Source organism: Catenulispora pinistramenti, from assembly GCF_018274385.1.
Classification (GTDB): Bacteria; Actinomycetota; Actinomycetes; order Streptomycetales; family Catenulisporaceae; genus Catenulispora; species Catenulispora pinistramenti.
In genome coordinates this window covers 1-14,926 of record NZ_JAAFYZ010000252.1, presented here as the reverse complement: position 1 = coordinate 14,926, position 14,926 = coordinate 1, and the positions used below count along the sequence as shown (strand labels likewise).

16 protein-coding genes are annotated in these 14,926 nt (G+C 68.6%); 14 read left to right on the top strand and 2 right to left on the bottom strand.

What is annotated here, in order from left to right:
- The 14 genes from KGQ19_RS41825 to KGQ19_RS41760 form a co-directional block, all read left to right on the top strand.
- On the top strand, positions 1–1,514 hold a 1,514-nt coding region (locus KGQ19_RS41825), incomplete at its 5' end, for an SGNH hydrolase domain-containing protein (RefSeq protein WP_212019923.1).
- Between the two features lie 64 nt (positions 1,515–1,578).
- Positions 1,579–2,109: a hypothetical protein gene (locus KGQ19_RS41820; protein WP_212019921.1), complete on the top strand. Its 531-nt coding sequence runs from the start codon at positions 1,579–1,581 to the stop codon at positions 2,107–2,109.
- Between the two features lie 257 nt (positions 2,110–2,366).
- Positions 2,367–3,767, top strand: a complete 1,401-nt coding sequence (gene tig / locus KGQ19_RS41815; RefSeq protein ID WP_212019919.1) for a trigger factor — start codon at positions 2,367–2,369, stop codon at positions 3,765–3,767.
- A gap of 250 nt (positions 3,768–4,017) precedes the next feature.
- Positions 4,018–4,638 (top strand): ATP-dependent Clp protease proteolytic subunit, encoded by a 621-nt coding sequence (locus KGQ19_RS41810; protein WP_368862238.1) that lies wholly within the window; start codon positions 4,018–4,020, stop codon positions 4,636–4,638.
- Positions 4,639–4,697: 59 nt separating this feature from the next.
- Entirely contained in the window at positions 4,698–5,342 is a 645-nt protein-coding gene (locus KGQ19_RS41805; protein ID WP_307856675.1) for an ATP-dependent Clp protease proteolytic subunit, read from the top strand.
- Between the two features lie 225 nt (positions 5,343–5,567).
- Entirely contained in the window at positions 5,568–6,884 is a 1,317-nt protein-coding gene (gene clpX, locus KGQ19_RS41800) for an ATP-dependent Clp protease ATP-binding subunit ClpX (protein ID WP_212019917.1), read from the top strand.
- Positions 6,885–6,992: 108 nt separating this feature from the next.
- Positions 6,993–7,208: a DUF8778 family protein gene (locus KGQ19_RS41795; RefSeq protein ID WP_212019915.1), complete on the top strand. Its 216-nt coding sequence runs from the start codon at positions 6,993–6,995 to the stop codon at positions 7,206–7,208.
- A gap of 17 nt (positions 7,209–7,225) precedes the next feature.
- A complete protein-coding gene (locus KGQ19_RS41790; RefSeq protein ID WP_212019913.1) occupies positions 7,226–7,576 on the top strand; it encodes a type II toxin-antitoxin system PemK/MazF family toxin in 351 nt (116 codons plus the stop codon).
- A 47-nt stretch (positions 7,577–7,623) separates the two neighbouring features.
- Positions 7,624–10,272 carry a valine--tRNA ligase gene (locus tag KGQ19_RS41785; protein WP_212019911.1) on the top strand — a complete coding sequence of 883 codons (2,649 nt, stop codon included), beginning with the start codon at positions 7,624–7,626 and terminating at the stop codon, positions 10,270–10,272.
- A 37-nt stretch (positions 10,273–10,309) separates the two neighbouring features.
- A complete protein-coding gene (gene folC / locus KGQ19_RS41780; RefSeq protein ID WP_230420267.1) occupies positions 10,310–11,908 on the top strand; it encodes a bifunctional tetrahydrofolate synthase/dihydrofolate synthase in 1,599 nt (532 codons plus the stop codon).
- Between the two features lie 11 nt (positions 11,909–11,919).
- The gene (locus KGQ19_RS41775) at positions 11,920–12,282 is read left to right on the top strand and encodes a DUF4233 domain-containing protein (protein WP_212019909.1); all 363 of its coding nucleotides are present in this window, start codon (positions 11,920–11,922) and stop codon (positions 12,280–12,282) included.
- Between the two features lie 396 nt (positions 12,283–12,678).
- Complete coding sequence (locus KGQ19_RS41770) at positions 12,679–13,140, top strand: hypothetical protein (protein WP_212019907.1); 462 nt, start codon at positions 12,679–12,681, stop codon at positions 13,138–13,140.
- On the top strand, positions 13,134–13,751 hold the full coding sequence (locus tag KGQ19_RS41765; RefSeq protein ID WP_212019905.1) for a hypothetical protein: 618 nt from the start codon (positions 13,134–13,136) through the stop codon (positions 13,749–13,751). Before KGQ19_RS41770 ends, KGQ19_RS41765 begins: the two co-directional genes overlap by 7 nt.
- The gene (locus KGQ19_RS41760) at positions 13,748–14,407 is read left to right on the top strand and encodes a hypothetical protein (RefSeq protein WP_212019903.1); all 660 of its coding nucleotides are present in this window, start codon (positions 13,748–13,750) and stop codon (positions 14,405–14,407) included. The genes KGQ19_RS41765 and KGQ19_RS41760 overlap by 4 nt, the downstream gene beginning before the upstream one ends.
- Positions 14,408–14,447: 40 nt before the next feature.
- Here the strand turns inward: KGQ19_RS41760 and KGQ19_RS41755 are convergent, their stop codons facing one another.
- Positions 14,448–14,621 carry a hypothetical protein gene (locus KGQ19_RS41755; protein WP_212019901.1) on the bottom strand — a complete coding sequence of 58 codons (174 nt, stop codon included), beginning with the start codon at positions 14,619–14,621 and terminating at the stop codon, positions 14,448–14,450.
- Positions 14,615–14,926, bottom strand: a 312-nt coding sequence (locus tag KGQ19_RS41750; RefSeq protein ID WP_212019899.1) for a hypothetical protein, incomplete at its 5' end; no start/stop codon positions are given. The genes KGQ19_RS41750 and KGQ19_RS41755, both read right to left, overlap by 7 nt.

Below are 14,926 nucleotides of genomic sequence, written 5' to 3'. Positions count from 1 at the left end.
CACCCGCCCTGACCAGCCTTCCCGCCAACCGCATCGTCCTGATCGGCGATTCCCATGCCGGGCAATGGTTCTCCGCGATCAGCCGCATCGCCGCCGACCGACACCTGGCCGTCGAGGAACGCGTCAAACAAGGCTGCCCCTTCGCCGATCTCGAAGTCACCAGCCCCGTCCTCGGCCGCGACTACCGCGAGTGCTACACCTGGCGCGCCTCGGTCCTGGACCAGCTGCGCGAAGAGTCCCGGCCGGCCCTGATCGTCGTCTCCGAACTCGACTGGTACGCCCCACCAGCCCAGACGAAAGCCGCGTGGAACGAGCCTCTACAAGCCCTGGCCGGCCTCGGCGTCCCGATCGCCGCCATCCACGACACCCCGAAGCCCGACACCGACATCCCGGTCTGCGTTTCCGGCTCCCCACACGACTGGAATGCCTGCGCCTTCGCTAAAAACAGCGCCCTGGCCACAGACCCGCTCACCGAAGACCCCCGCGTCACCCCGATCGATTTCAGCTCCCTGTTATGCCCCGGCGATGAATGCCCGGCGGTCCTGGACGGCGTGCTCCTCTACCGCGACGACTCCCACCTCACCGACGCCGCCGCCTACCTCCTCACGTCACGACTCGCCGCTCAGCTCCCATTCGCCAGCCCCTGGCACACGGTGTTCGCCGCCGATTTCCAAGGCCCGGCCGGTGCGCCGCTACCGAGCCGGGACTGGCTCATCGACACCGGCCACTGCTACCCGGGCTGCCCGGCCCCCGACTGGGGCACCGGCGAAGTCGAGACGGTGACCGCCGACCCGGCCAACGTCCACCTCGACGGCCACGGTGCGCTCCAGCTCACCCCGCTCCGGGCCCCGGACGGGACCTGGACCTCGGGCCGGATCGAGACCCGCCGCTCCGACTTCGCCGCTCCACCCGGCGGCGAGCTCCGCATGAGCGCCGAGCTGACGCTGCCCGACGTCACCCCGGCCGACGGCGCCGGCTACTGGCCGGCGTTCTGGGCCCTCGGCAGCGGCGTCCGCGACGGCAGCGACCCGTGGCCCGGCGGCGGCGAGATCGACGTCCTGGAAGCGCTGAACGGCCACCCTTCCCTCTGGTCCACCCTGCATTGCGGCACGCTTCCCGCCAACGCGGGCCTGGGCAAGGTCCCCGCCAACCCCGCCGACCCCGCCAACCCCTGTCACGAACCAACCGGCCTCACGTCGGCCGAGCACTCCTGCCCCAGCTGTGCCTCCGGCCAGCACGAATACTCCGTCGACGTCGACCGCTCCCGCACCCCCGAACAGATCCGCTGGTCCGTCGACGGCACCGAGGTCTTCCACCTCGACGCCACCCAAGTCGACCCCGCGACCTGGGACGCGGCCGTCCACCACGGCTTCTTCGTGGTCCTGGACCTGGCCGTCGGCGGCACGTTCCCCGGCCAGGTCGGCGGTCCGGCCGCCGCGCACCCCGGTCCGGCCACCGTCCCCGGCCGTCCGCTGACCGTGACCACCCTCCAGGTCTCGACCCGGCAGGGATGACCGCTACCATCTCGTCGGGGTTCGACACCCCCGACGACCTCGAGAACCTGGGGAGGGACCGCACATGGTCGGGAAGTGGGCCGCGATGTCCAAGGGCGCACGGATACTGCTGGTCGGGGTCCTTTGCTACGTGCTGGAATCGGTGCTCATAGTGGCGACCGACGCCGACGCCAACAACGGCTATGCCAGTGTCCTGATCGGCGCGGTCACCTCGGCGTTCGGCGCGTTCATAGCGACCGCGGCGCTCCACACCGACTATCTGGACGCGCTCCGGCTGCGCTGGCGTCTGCGCTCCGGCGCCGAGCGGGCCACCGCGACCGTCGCCGCCGCGGTCTCGTTCCACAACAGCGACTTCACCTACCCGGTCTACGAGTACGCGACCCCGGACGGCCAGACGCACCGGCACGCGGACGCCTCCAGCCGGGCGCTGGCGGTCGGGACCTCCGCCGAGGTGCGCTACCTGCCGGCCGAGGCCGATTTCGCGGTCGGGCCGATGAGCCGGTTCAACATCGTGGTGTTCGGCGTTCTGGCGGGGCTGGGCGTGGCGTTGCTGGTGATGATGCCGTTGATGACCTTGCAGGCGTTGTTCAGCTGAAACGGCCGAGCGGCGGGCACGGGAAACTGGAAAGGGTGCCGGACCGGCGGGGCCGGGGCTTCTTCGGGGCGGTTCTGTCGGCGTTGTCGATGAGCCGACGTCCCACTGCTGCCAAAGAGAGCCGTAGCGAGTTCGGGGACCGTTTCCTTTAGGGGCCGTCCTCCGGGTTACGATGGGGCTTCGTATCCCGTCCACGCGCGACGTCGCGCCATGAACTCGAGGCTGCCGGCGCCGGCAGCGCCGCAAGGAGAGCAGCAGTGAAGAGCGCTGTCGAGACCCTGGACCCCACTCGGGTCCGGCTCACCGTTGAGGTCCCGTACGAGGAGCTCAAGCCGAGCCTCGACGCGGCCTACAAGAAGATCGCCGAGCAGGTCTCGATCCCGGGCTTCCGTAAGGGCAAGGTCCCGGCGGCGGTCATCGACCAGCGTTTCGGCCGCGGCGCTGCCCTCGAGGAGGCCATCAACACCTCCCTGCCCCAGTTCTACGGCCAGGCGGTCGAGGAGAACAAGATCGAGGTCGTCGGCCAGCCCGACGTCGACCTGTCCGAGCTCGAGCCCGGCCAGGCGCTGAAGTTCACCGCCGAGGTGGACGTGCGCCCCGAGTTCGAGGTTCCGGCCTACGACGACATCGAGGTCGAGGTCGAGGACGCGACGGTGGCCGACGAGGCCGTGACCGAGCGGATCGACGACATCCGCAAGCGCTTCGGCGCGCTCAAGGAGGTCGAGCGCGAGGTGGCCGACGGCGACTTCGTGACCCTGGACCTGGCCGCCTCGATCGACGGGGAGGTGCTGGAGGACGGCACCGCCAAGGGCATGAGCTACGAGGTCGGCTCCACCCAGCTGATCGAGGGCACCGACGAGGCGATCATCGGCAAGAAGGCCGGCCAGACCGCCACCTTCCCCTCCACGCTGCTCGGCGGCTCGCACGCCGGCGAGGAGGCGACCATCGAGGTCACGGTCACCGCGGTCAAGGAGCGCGAGCTGCCCGAGCTGGACGACGAGTTCGCCCAGCTGGCCAGCGAGTTCGACACCATCGAGGAGTTCCGCGCCAACGTCCGCGAGACGCTGGAGCGCTCCGAGCAGTTCGAGCAGGTCGCCTCGGCCCGGGACAAGGTGCTGGAGGTCCTGCTGGAGCGGGTCGACATCCCGCTGCCGAAGTCGGTCGTGGACGCCGAGCTGGCCTGGCGCAACGAGGCGCTGGACCGGCAGATCGCGATGGGCGGCATGACCCGCGAGGGCTTCTTCAAGCTGCAGGAGAAGACCGAGGAGGAGTACAACGCCGAGCTCGCCGACGAGGTGCGCGACGGGGTCAAGGCCCAGTTCATCCTGGACAAGCTGGCCAACGCCGAGGAGATCTCGGTGAACGAGGGCGAGCTGACCAACCACCTCATCCAGCGGGCCTCGCAGGCCGGCATGCGCCCGGACGAGTTCGCCCAGCAGATCTCCTCGGCCGGTCAGATCCCGGCCCTGGTCGGCGAGGTGCGCCGGGGCAAGGCGCTGAACCTGGTGCTGGAGGCCGCCAAGGTCAAGGACGCCTCCGGCAACGAGGTCGACGTCAAGAAGATCAACGCCCCCGACGTCGAGGACACCGACGGCGAGAACCCGGACAGCCACGGCCGGGACCCCGAGGACGAGCACTACGGCCACAAGCACGACTGATCGGACTGAGAACCCGAGCCGGCCCCGCGTCGGCCCGGGTTCGAACACCCGGTCATACGAAAGCCCCGCCCCCGACGTGGAGGCGGGGCTTTCGCGTATGCCGTCAGCGAACAAGGGCCGGGGCGCCGACGCCGCGGGGGACCGGGGCGTTAGGGTCGTCCTAGGACCGGCGATCACGGCCTTGACAGGGCTCGTCGTCGCCGCGGTCCGGGCATCTGAAGCTTTCCGACGAACCAGGCAGGGTGAACCTATGACGACGCCGCTGACCCCGATGGCCCGTGCGGGCGTTGACAGCCCGCTCGGCCTCAGCGACCAGGTCTACAACCGGCTGCTGCGCAACCGGATCATCTTCCTGGGCACCCAGGTCGACGACGACATCGCCAACTCGCTGTGCGCCCAGCTGCTGCTGCTCACCGCCGAGGACAGCGACAAGGAGATCTACTTCTACATCAACAGCCCCGGCGGCTCGGTCTCGGCGGGCCTGGCGATCTACGACACGATGATGTACATCCCCAACGACATCGTGACCGTGGGCATGGGCATGGCGGCCTCCATGGGCCAGTTCCTGCTCACCGCCGGCACCCCCGGCAAGCGCTTCGCGCTGCCGAACACCGAGATCCTGCTGCACCAGGGCTCCGCCGGCATCGGCGGCTCCGCGGCGGACATCCGGATCCAGGCCGAGCGCCTGCTGCGCAGCAAGAAGCGGATGGCCGAGCTCACCGCCCAGCACACCGGGCAGACCCTGGACAAGATCGAGCTGGACTCCGACCGGGACACCTGGTTCAGCGCCGAGGAGGCCAAGGAGTACGGCCTGATCGACGACATCATGACGCACGCCACCGACGTTCCCGGTGGTGGCGGCACGGCCTGAAGCCCCGCCGCGTCCTGACCCTCTACCTGGCCGCCCCTTCCTCGGAGGACTCTCTTCCCATGAACGACATGATCTACCGCGGGCCCGAGCACGACGCCCGCTACATCATCCCCAAGTTCAGCGAGCGCACCAGCTACGGCTTCCGCGAGTGGGACCCGTACTCGAAGCTGTTCGACGAGCGGATCATCTTCCTCGGCGTGCAGATCGACGACGCCTCGGCCAACGACGTGATGGCCCAGCTGATCACGCTGGAGTCGATGGACCCGGACCGGGACATCTCCATCTACATCAACAGCCCCGGCGGCTCCTTCACGGCGCTGACCGCCATCTACGACACCATGCAGTGGGTCAAGCCGGACATCCAGACGGTCTGCATGGGCCAGGCCGCCTCCGCGGCCGCCGTGCTGCTGGCCGCCGGCACCCCGGGCAAGCGCCTGGCGCTGCCCAACGCCCGGATCCTGATCCACCAGCCCTGGAGCGAGGGCGGCCGCGGCGACCTGTCGGACCTGGAGATCCAGGCCAACGAGATCCTGCGGATGCGCACGGTCATGGAGCAGATGCTCGCCAAGCACTCCGGGCGCGATGCCGAGCAGGTGCACAAGGACATCGACCGGGACAAGATCCTGTCCGCCGACGAGGCCAAGGACTACGGGATCATCGACCAGGTCCTCACCAGCCGCACGGAGACACTGAACGTTCGTTGAGGCGGGCGTGGCCGGTTGCGGACATTGAGATGTCGGCGGGGTGACCCGCCACCGGCCGTGGCGTCGGATTATCATTCGATGCCACGGCCGATGCGCTCCCCATCGGAGCGCTGAGGCCTTGCCGGGGGTATGAGCGGTACCGTCTTGGGGGACAGACTACGAAGCGCCTTCGGGCGCCCGGTAGTGGGTCCAGCACCGGGATCTTCACAAAGGAGAAGCTCCACCGTGGCACGCATCGACAACGCCGACCTGCTGAAGTGCTCCTTCTGCGGCAAGAGCCAGAAGCAGGTCAAGAAGCTCATCGCGGGCCCCGGCGTGTACATCTGCGACGAGTGCATCGATCTGTGCAACGAGATCATCGAGGAGGAGCCCGGCGAGCCGGCAGCGGCCCGGGGCCTGGCCGAACTGCCCAAGCCCAAGGAGATCTACGACTTCCTCGACGAGTTCGTCATCGGCCAGGACAACGCCAAGAAGAGCCTGTCGGTAGCGGTCTACAACCACTACAAGCGGGTCCAGGCCGGGGACTACCAGCGCGAACGCGGCGGGCGCCGGGGCGAGCACATCGAACTGGCCAAGTCCAACATCCTGCTGCTGGGCCCCACCGGCTGCGGCAAGACCTACCTGGCGCAGACCCTGGCCCGGATGCTCAACGTGCCGTTCGCCATCGCGGACGCCACGGCGCTGACCGAGGCCGGGTACGTCGGCGAGGACGTCGAGAACATCCTGCTCAAGCTGATCCAGGCGGCCGACTACGACATCAAGAAGGCCGAGACCGGGATCATCTACATCGATGAGATCGACAAGATCGCCCGCAAGGCCGAGAACCCGTCGATCACCCGGGACGTCTCCGGCGAGGGTGTGCAGCAGGCGCTGCTGAAGATCCTGGAGGGCACGGTCTCCTCGGTGCCGCCGCAGGGCGGGCGCAAGCACCCGCACCAGGAGTTCCTGCAGATCGACACCACCAACGTGCTGTTCATCGTGGCAGGCGCCTTCGAGGGCCTGGACAAGATCGTGGACTCCCGGGTGAACAAGCGGGGCATGGGCTTCACCGCCCAGCTGCGCTCCCGCTACGACATCGACACCACGGACGTCTTCGCCGACGTGCTGCCCGAGGACCTGCTGAAGTACGGCATGATCCCGGAGTTCGTCGGCCGGCTGCCCGTGGTCACCTCGGTGCACAAGCTGGACCGCGCGGCCCTGGTCCGGATCCTGGTCGAGCCGCGCAACGCGCTGATCAAGCAGTACCAGCGGCTGATGGAGCTGGACGGCGTGGAGCTGGTCTTCGAGGACGACGCCGTGGAGGCCATCGCCGACCAGGCGATCCTGCGCGGCACCGGCGCCCGCGGGCTGCGCGCGATCATGGAGGAGGTGCTGATGTCGGTGATGTACGAGGTCCCCAGCCACTCCGACGTCGGCACCGTGGTCATCACCGGCGAGGTGGTGCGCGAGCACGTGCTGCCGACGCTGGTGCCGCGGGACCAGCAGTTCCGCAGGCCGGGGACGCAGCAGAGCCTCAACGAGCGCCGGGAGCGCTCCGCGTAGGTTTCCCTGACGGTTCCCAGACAGACGGCAAGGCGGCGGTTCGCTTCGGCGGGCCGCCGCTTTCCTACTCCGGTAGGAATCTCATTCTCACCGGAGTAGGATTGCGGTATGGCGACAAAGTTGAGCATCTCCCTGCCCGACGACGACGTGGCGTTCCTGGACGAACTGAACGCCGACTCCCGCTCGGCAGCCGTCCACGCGGCCATTGTTCAGGCCCGGTCCTTGCGCCTGGCTGATGACTACTCGGCCGCCTACGACGAATGGGGCAGCTCCGGGGACGCCGAGCTGTGGGACGGCGTGGTCGGCGACGGGCTCACGCAGTGAGCGGTCCGGTGCCCGCCATGCGCCGTGGGGACATGTTCTGGGTCAGCCTGGACCCGACGCGTGGAGGCGAGATCAACAAGCGCCGCCCGGCCGTCATCGTGTCCAACGATGGAGTGAACACGGCCGCGCACCGGAACGGCCGCGGTGTCGTGACCGTCGTGCCCGTCACCTCCAACACCGAGCGCGTCTTCCCGTTCCAGGTGCTCATCGACGCCGCGGATCATCCAGGGCTGCGCACCGATTCCAAAGCCCAGGCTGAGCAGGTCCGCACTGTGGACGTCGCTCGCGTCGGAAGCCGAATCACGACCCTGAGCCCGAGCACGATGCGAAGCCTGGACGACGCTCTGCGTCTGCACCTCGGGCTGTAGCCGATACTCGGCAGAATCCCCACCTGGGCACCACTAAGCTTGTAGGCGTGAATGAAACCACCACTCCAGCCGCCCAGGGCGCTGCCGACAGCGCCGCCACCACTCTGCCGACCGCTTACGCGCCGGTAGAGGTAGAGGGCGAGCTGTACGAGCGGTGGGTAAAGAACGGTTACTTCACCGCCGACGCGGCCTCCGACAAGCCGCCGTTCACCATCGTGATCCCGCCGCCGAACGTGACCGGATCGCTGCACGTGGGCCACGCGCTCAACCAGTCGATCCAGGACGCCATCATCCGGCGTAAGCGCATGCAGGGCTTCGAAGCCCTGTACCTGCCGGGCATGGACCACGCCGGCATCGCCACCCAGAACGTGGTGGAGCGCGAGCTCGCCAAGGACGGCCTGTCCCGGCACGACCTGGGCCGCGAGGCGTTCGTGAAGAAGGTCTGGGACTGGAAGGCCGAGTACGGCGGCAAGATCCTGGGCCAGCAGCGCCGGCTGGGCGTCTCGCTGGACTGGTCGCGTGAGCGCTTCACCATGGACGAGGGTCTGTCCCAGGCCGTGCAGACCATGTTCAAGAAGATGTACGACGACGGCCTGATCTACCGGGCCGAGCGCATCATCAACTGGTGCCCGCGCTGTCTGACCGCGCTGTCCGACATCGAGGTGGACCACTTCGACGAGCCCGGCGAGCTGGTGTCGATCCGCTACGGCGACGGCGATGACTCGATCGTGGTGGCGACTTCGCGCGCCGAGACGATGCTCGGGGACACCGCGGTGGCCGTGCACCCGGACGACGAGCGCTACCAGCACCTGATCGGCAAGGAGGTGGCGCTGCCGCTCACCGACCGCCGCATCCCGATCATCGCCGACGAGCACGTGGACCCGGAGTTCGGCACCGGCGCGGTGAAGGTGACGCCGGCCCACGACCCGAACGACTTCGAGATCGGCCGCCGGCACCACCTGGCGATGCCGACGATCCTGGACGAGCACGCGAACATCACCGTGCACGGCCCGTTCCTGGGCATGGACCGCTTCGAGGCGCGGCCGGCCGTGGTGGCCGCGCTGCGTGAGCAGGGCCGGATCGTCGGCCAGAAGCAGCTGCTGCGCCCGGTGGGACACTGCTCGCGCTGCGACACCGTGGTGGAGCCGCGCTTGTCGATGCAGTGGTGGGTGAAGGTGGAGCCGCTGGCCAAGGCCGCCGGCGACGCCGTGCGCGACGGCCGGGTGCAGATCCACCCCAAGGAGATGGAGCCGCGCTACTTCGCCTGGGTCGACAACATGCACGACTGGACGATCTCCCGCCAGCTGTGGTGGGGCCACCGGATCCCGATCTGGTACGGCCCGAACGACGAGGTCGTGTGTGTGGGGCCGGACGAGGAGCCGCCGTCGGAGGACGGCTGGTATCAGGACTCGGATGTGCTCGACACCTGGTTCTCCTCCGGGCTGTGGCCGTTCTCCACGCTCGGCTGGCCGGAGCAGACCGCTGATCTGGCGAAGTTCTATCCGACCTCGGTGCTGCACACCGGCTACGACATCATCTTCTTCTGGGTGGCCCGGATGATGATGTTCGGCCTGTACGCCATGGACGGCGTGCAGCCCTTCGACAAGGTGGTCCTGTCCGGCCTGGTGCGCGACCAGTACGGCAAGAAGATGTCGAAGTCCAAGGGCAACGTGGTCGATCCGCTGCTGTGGATGGACAAGTACGGCTCGGACGCGGTGCGCTTCGGTCTGCTGCGCGGTGCCAACCCCGGCACCGACCAGGCCATCGCCGACGACTGGATCGGCGGGGCACGGAACTTCGCGAACAAGATCTGGAACGCCACCCGGTTCGCGATGATGAACGGCGCGTTCGTGCCCGCCGAGCTGCCGGCCGCCGAGAAGCTCACCGTCGAGGACCGCTGGATCCTGTCCCGCCTCAACGAGGTGGTGGCCGAGGTGGACGGCCTCTACGAGGACTTCCAGTTCGCCAAGGCCATGGAAGCGCTCTACCACTTCGCGTGGGACGAGGTCTGCGACTGGTACATCGAGCTGTCCAAGCTGCGGCTGCCGATCGGCGTCGCGGCCGACGACCCCGATGCGCAGACCGCGCGCGCGGTGCTCGGCCACGTGCTGGACGTGATGCTGCGGCTGCTGCACCCGGCCGTGCCGTACGTGACCGAGACGCTGTGGACCGCGCTCACCGGCCGGGAGTCGATCGTGATCGCCCAGTGGCCCCAGGCCGACCCGGCGCGGACCGACAAGGCCGCCGAGGCGGTGATCGAGGCCGTGCAGGAGGTCGTGACCGAGGTGCGCCGGTTCCGCACCGACCAGGGCGTGAAGGACACCCAGCGGGTGGCCGCGCGGCTGACGCTGACCGATGCGAAGCTGGCCGGGCAGGAGCCGGCGATCCGGCTGCTGAACCGGCTCACCGCGCCCGAGGACGGGTTCGGCGCGACGGCGACCCTGGTCGCGACCGGGGCGAAGGTGGAGCTGGACACGTCCGGCACCATCGACGTCGCCGCCGAGCGCAAGCGGCTGGAGAAGGGTCTGGCCGCCGCGCGCAAGGAGGTCGAGGCGGCGACCGCGAAACTCGGCAACGCCGACTTCCTGGCCAAGGCGCCCGACGCCGTGGTGGACAAGATCCGTAAGCGGCTGGCCGACGCCGAGAGCGACATCGCCCGGGTGGGCGCCCAGCTCGAAGCACTGCCCTCTGCCTGATCGGCCTACTCGGCCGCGATAAGGAACCATCTACCTCATGGCGAAAAACGTCGACTCCGAGCTCCAGGAGCAGTTCGAGGAAGTCGAGCACGAGCTCCTGGAGCGCTGGCCGGAGACCAAGATGGACCCGACCCTGGCACGGGTCCGGGCCCTGACCGAGCTGCTGGGCGACCCCCAGAAGGCGTACCCGGTCATCCACATCACGGGGACGAACGGCAAGACGTCCACCGCGCGGATGATCGAGACCCTGTTGCGCGAGCTCAACCTGCGCACCGGCCGGTTCACGTCCCCGCACCTGGAGTCGATGAACGAGCGCATCACCCTGGACGGAGCGCCGATCCCCATCCGGCGCTTCGTCGAGGTCTACGAGGACATCCGGCCGTACGTGGACATCGTGGACGGCTCGCAGGAGTTCCCGCTGTCCTTCTTCGAGGTGATCACCGGCATGGCGTTCGCGGCCTTCGCGGACGCCCCGGTCGACGTCGCGGTCCTGGAAGTGGGCCTGGGCGGCACCTGGGACTGCACCAATGTGGCCGACGGCCAGGTCGCGGTGATCACCCCGATCGGCGTCGACCACGCGCACATCCTCGGCGACACCCCGGCCCTGATCGCCTCGGAGAAGGCCGGGATCATCAAGGAGGACGCGCTGGTCATCCTGGCCGAGCAGCCGCTGGAGGCCGCCGAGGTGATCCTGCGCCGGGCCGGCGAGGTGCACGCCACGGTGGCCCGCGAGGGCCTGGAGTACGGCGTCGTGGAGCGCCAGCAGGCGGTCGGCGGCCAACTGGTGACGATCAAGGGCCTGGTCGGCCAGTACACCGACGTCTTCCTGCCGCTGTACGGCGCGCACATGGCGCACAACGCGGCCACCGCGCTGGCCGCCGTCGAGGCCTTCCTCGGCGTCGGCCGCGGCGGCACCGCCCTGGACCCCGACGTGGTCCGCGAGGCGTTCGCCAAGGTCACCTCGCCGGGCCGGCTGGAGGTGGTCCGCCGCGGCCCGACCGTCATCCTGGACGCCACCCACAACCCGGCCGGCGCCCGCGCCACCGCGCAGGCCCTGGCCGACGACTTCACCTTCGAGCACCTGGTCGGCGTCCTGGGCATGATGCGGGACAAGGACGTGGCCGGGATCCTGGAGGCCCTGGAACCGGTCCTGAACGAGGTCGTGATCACCCAGAACACCACCGAACGCGCCATGCCGGCCGCGGTCCTGGCCGAACTGGCCACCGAGATCTTCGGCGCCGAGCGCGTCCACCTCGCCACCCGCCTGGACGACGCCATCGACCTGGCCATCGGCCTGGCCGAACAGGCCATCCCGGCCGGCACCTCCAGCGGCGCGGGCGTCATCGTGACCGGCTCGGTGGTCACCGCGGGCCAGGCGCGTACCCTGCTGGTGCGGGACCGCGCCGAGCGCGTCGAGGACCGGCACTCGTTCGAGGACGTCCAGTTCGAGGACTCCGAGAAGGAGGACTTCGACGACCGGGACCTGGACCTCTTCGGGGACCGGGACCGGGAAGGCGACCAGGACCGGGAAGGCGACCGGAGCGGCGACCAGGACCGGGACGGCAACCGGAGCGGCGACCGCGACGACTCGCACGATGACTTCTCTGACGAAGAGTACGGCGGTGACGACCGATGATGGTCCGACGGATGGCGGCCTCGGTACTGTGCTTCGAGGTCCTGGTGATCCTCTTCTTCGCCCTGGTGGCGATGAAACTCAGCGACCTGAGCACGGGCACGGTCTGGGCCATCTGCGGCCCCGGCATGGCCCTGGCCGCCCTCCTGTGCGGCATGCTCCGCAAGCAGTGGGCGTACTCGGTGAGCTGGGTGCTGCAGGCGGCGCTGATCGTCGCCGGCTTCGTGATCACGGACATGTTCTTCATCGGCGGCTGCTTCACGCTGCTTTGGTACTGGGCTTTGTCGGCCGGGCGGCGGATCGATGAGGAGAAGGCCGCCGCTTATGCGGCTTATGAGGCGGCGCAGGGTGCGCAGGCCGCGGCTGTGGAGTCCTAGACCCCGGCCCCAGCGCGTCGCCGGACTGCCAACAGGGCCGGGACCATCGGCCAGCACCCCGAGCCCCGCGAAGCCGATGACGTCCGCCGCTCTCAGATGCCCGCTTTCGGTACAGACGGCCCAGGGCAGCCACACCAATACGGCGGAGGCCGCGAGCAGGCGTCCCGTGGTAGACCACAGCAGGAGTGCTACCAGCGGGAGGAGGATGCCGGTGGTCACGTTCCCCGGATCGGCTCCGTTCTCCCCGGTGACCGGGTCCGCCGGCAAGGAGTGGGAACCACCGAGCATGAGTGGCTGCCGCTCCGTCTTCGCTGGCGGAGAACGCGTCGAAGCTGACTGATGCTCAGAACGTGTTGAAGACGAGCAAGGATCCCCTCGAACTGGGCCAGGCCAAGTATGACATCGGGGCCATCAAAGGCTGCGGCCGCCCAGGCCAGGGCCACCGAGGCGGCCCGTATCGGCGAGTTGCTCAAGGCCGGCCACAACTTCGACGACATCGACTTCAGCCTCAAGGGCTGGGCCAAGGCCGCCAAGACCTGGGACCAGATTTCGGAGCGTTTCAGCAAGCCGTCGCTGCAGGCGCTGATGCACGGCGAACAGGGCGCGGGGGCGTGCAAGCAGTGGGCCGAGAGTGTGCGCTCTGAGATTGCGGGAGTCTGCCCACACGTCGTCGACGACGTCACGAAACTCGAGTCGAGTCTGGCCAAGGTGAAGGTCAACTTCCTGGCCGGTGCCACTTCGGACACGTGGGACAAGATCGCCGGCTCGACGGCGCCGTTCTTCGGCGGGTCCGGGTACTACAACTGGTCCCGGAGCCTGACCCCGCAGAACTGGAACGTGAAGGCCGGATCATGGTGACCACCGCGACTACGCTCCCGGCCGTGCCGCACGGCTACACCATTCTGCTGCCGCCCGGCTGGATCAGGGTCTCCCTCTTGCAACCGCTCGACAAAGCGGTGAAGGACATCACGGACCGGATGTTCGCGCGGCTTCAGCGTGACGCGTTCCCGGTGGAGCGTCGGAAAATCGAAGAGACGGTCCGGGAGACGGTCCAGAAGGCCAAGGCGGACAACGGCATCGACCTATACCTCCCGGTGGAGGAGCTGCACGGCGTGACGGTCGCGGCGTCGTTCATCGTCGGTGGGCTGTCCATGCAGGGGGAGGTGGATGCGTTGGCGGCGTTGACCGTGAGCGGCCGACTGGCCGCCGACGGCTCCCTGGTCGACGTCGACGGCTCGGTCGGCGCGCGAGTGGAACGGATCCAGGCCGCCGACCCGGCTCGGGGTGCGGTCGCTGATGTCGCGACCCGGCACGTCGACTACGCGTTCCCGATCCCGAACGACGACCGGCGCTGGCTCACGGTGACGTTCTCCACTCCGGGCGGCACGGCGCCCGACGACCGCCTGGCCGACCTACTGGTAGAGCTTTTCGACGCGATGATGTCCACGTTCGCATGGAAGACCCGATGAAATTCTTCGCCCGGAGGACGCAAATGGAAGAGCCCGCGGAGCCGAAGCCGCTTCCGCCGCGCGTGGTGCTGGACATCCCGACGCGGAGGAAGTGGATGACCATTCCCGCGAGCTTCCCCGACGACGAGGATTTCTGGCAGAACGCCACGGAGTGGGCGGCCGAGGGCGCTCTGGTGGTCTGGGGGGACTTCCACGACAAGGGCGTTCCCATGCCGGATCCTGATTGGCAGGCGCGGACCGCCCGGTTGATCGAGGCCGCGTACGACGCGTTCAACGACCGTACGGCCCGCACGTCGCTGTTGTTCTTCCACGATCTGAATCGCGCGCCGATCCCTGCCTCGTTCAATGTGTTCGTGGCGGAGTTGCCGATCAAGAAGGCGTACCGGTTGTTCGTCGGCGATTTCGACCCGGATAACGTCCAGCCGCCGGCGGTCGAGACGTTCGAGTACTCGGGCGGGGCCACTGGGGTGCGGGCGAAGCGCTTCACGTTCATCGATCGTGAGGCGGGCACGGTGGTCGCGCGTGTCGTGTACTACTGGCGCCGTGACAATGTCGACTGCCAGCTGATCGCGACGTTCGTCGACCCTGGGGAGGTCGAGGCGGCGCTGCCGGGTCTGGACGATTGGGCTCGCAACACCACGGCGTACCCCTACTGATTCGCTCTGCGACGCTGCATCCTGACTGTCGCGACCATACCTACGACGGTCGATACGAACCCCGCCGAGCCCACGTGATGGCGACGACGACCGGCAGCACCATTCCGACGATCAGACAGGGGAGGTTGGCCGGTATCTGCCCGGTGCCGTCCGGCGCCAGCTGCATGATGCCGGAGGAGAGGGCGGGGATCGTCCACACCGCGGGGGTCAGCATGACGGCGAAGGGGAGTCGGCGGTCTCCGGAGTTCGCGACCCGTTCCTCCCAATACGCTTCCGCGTCGCGCTTGGCAGGTGACGGTCGGGCCTTACCGATGCGTAGAAGACGACCGTCGCGAGGCCGCCGATCGCACAGCAGAGCGGCCAGCTGACGAGGTAGCCCTCGCGGTCGTCCGCGCTGCGCTGGGCTCCGACCATCGCCGAGGCGTCGAACACGAAGATGAAGGGCAGTGCGAGCACGGCCAGCGCGATCAACAGCCGGTAGATGATGACGCCGCCCGCCGGCCTTCCGTCCCCCCGCCC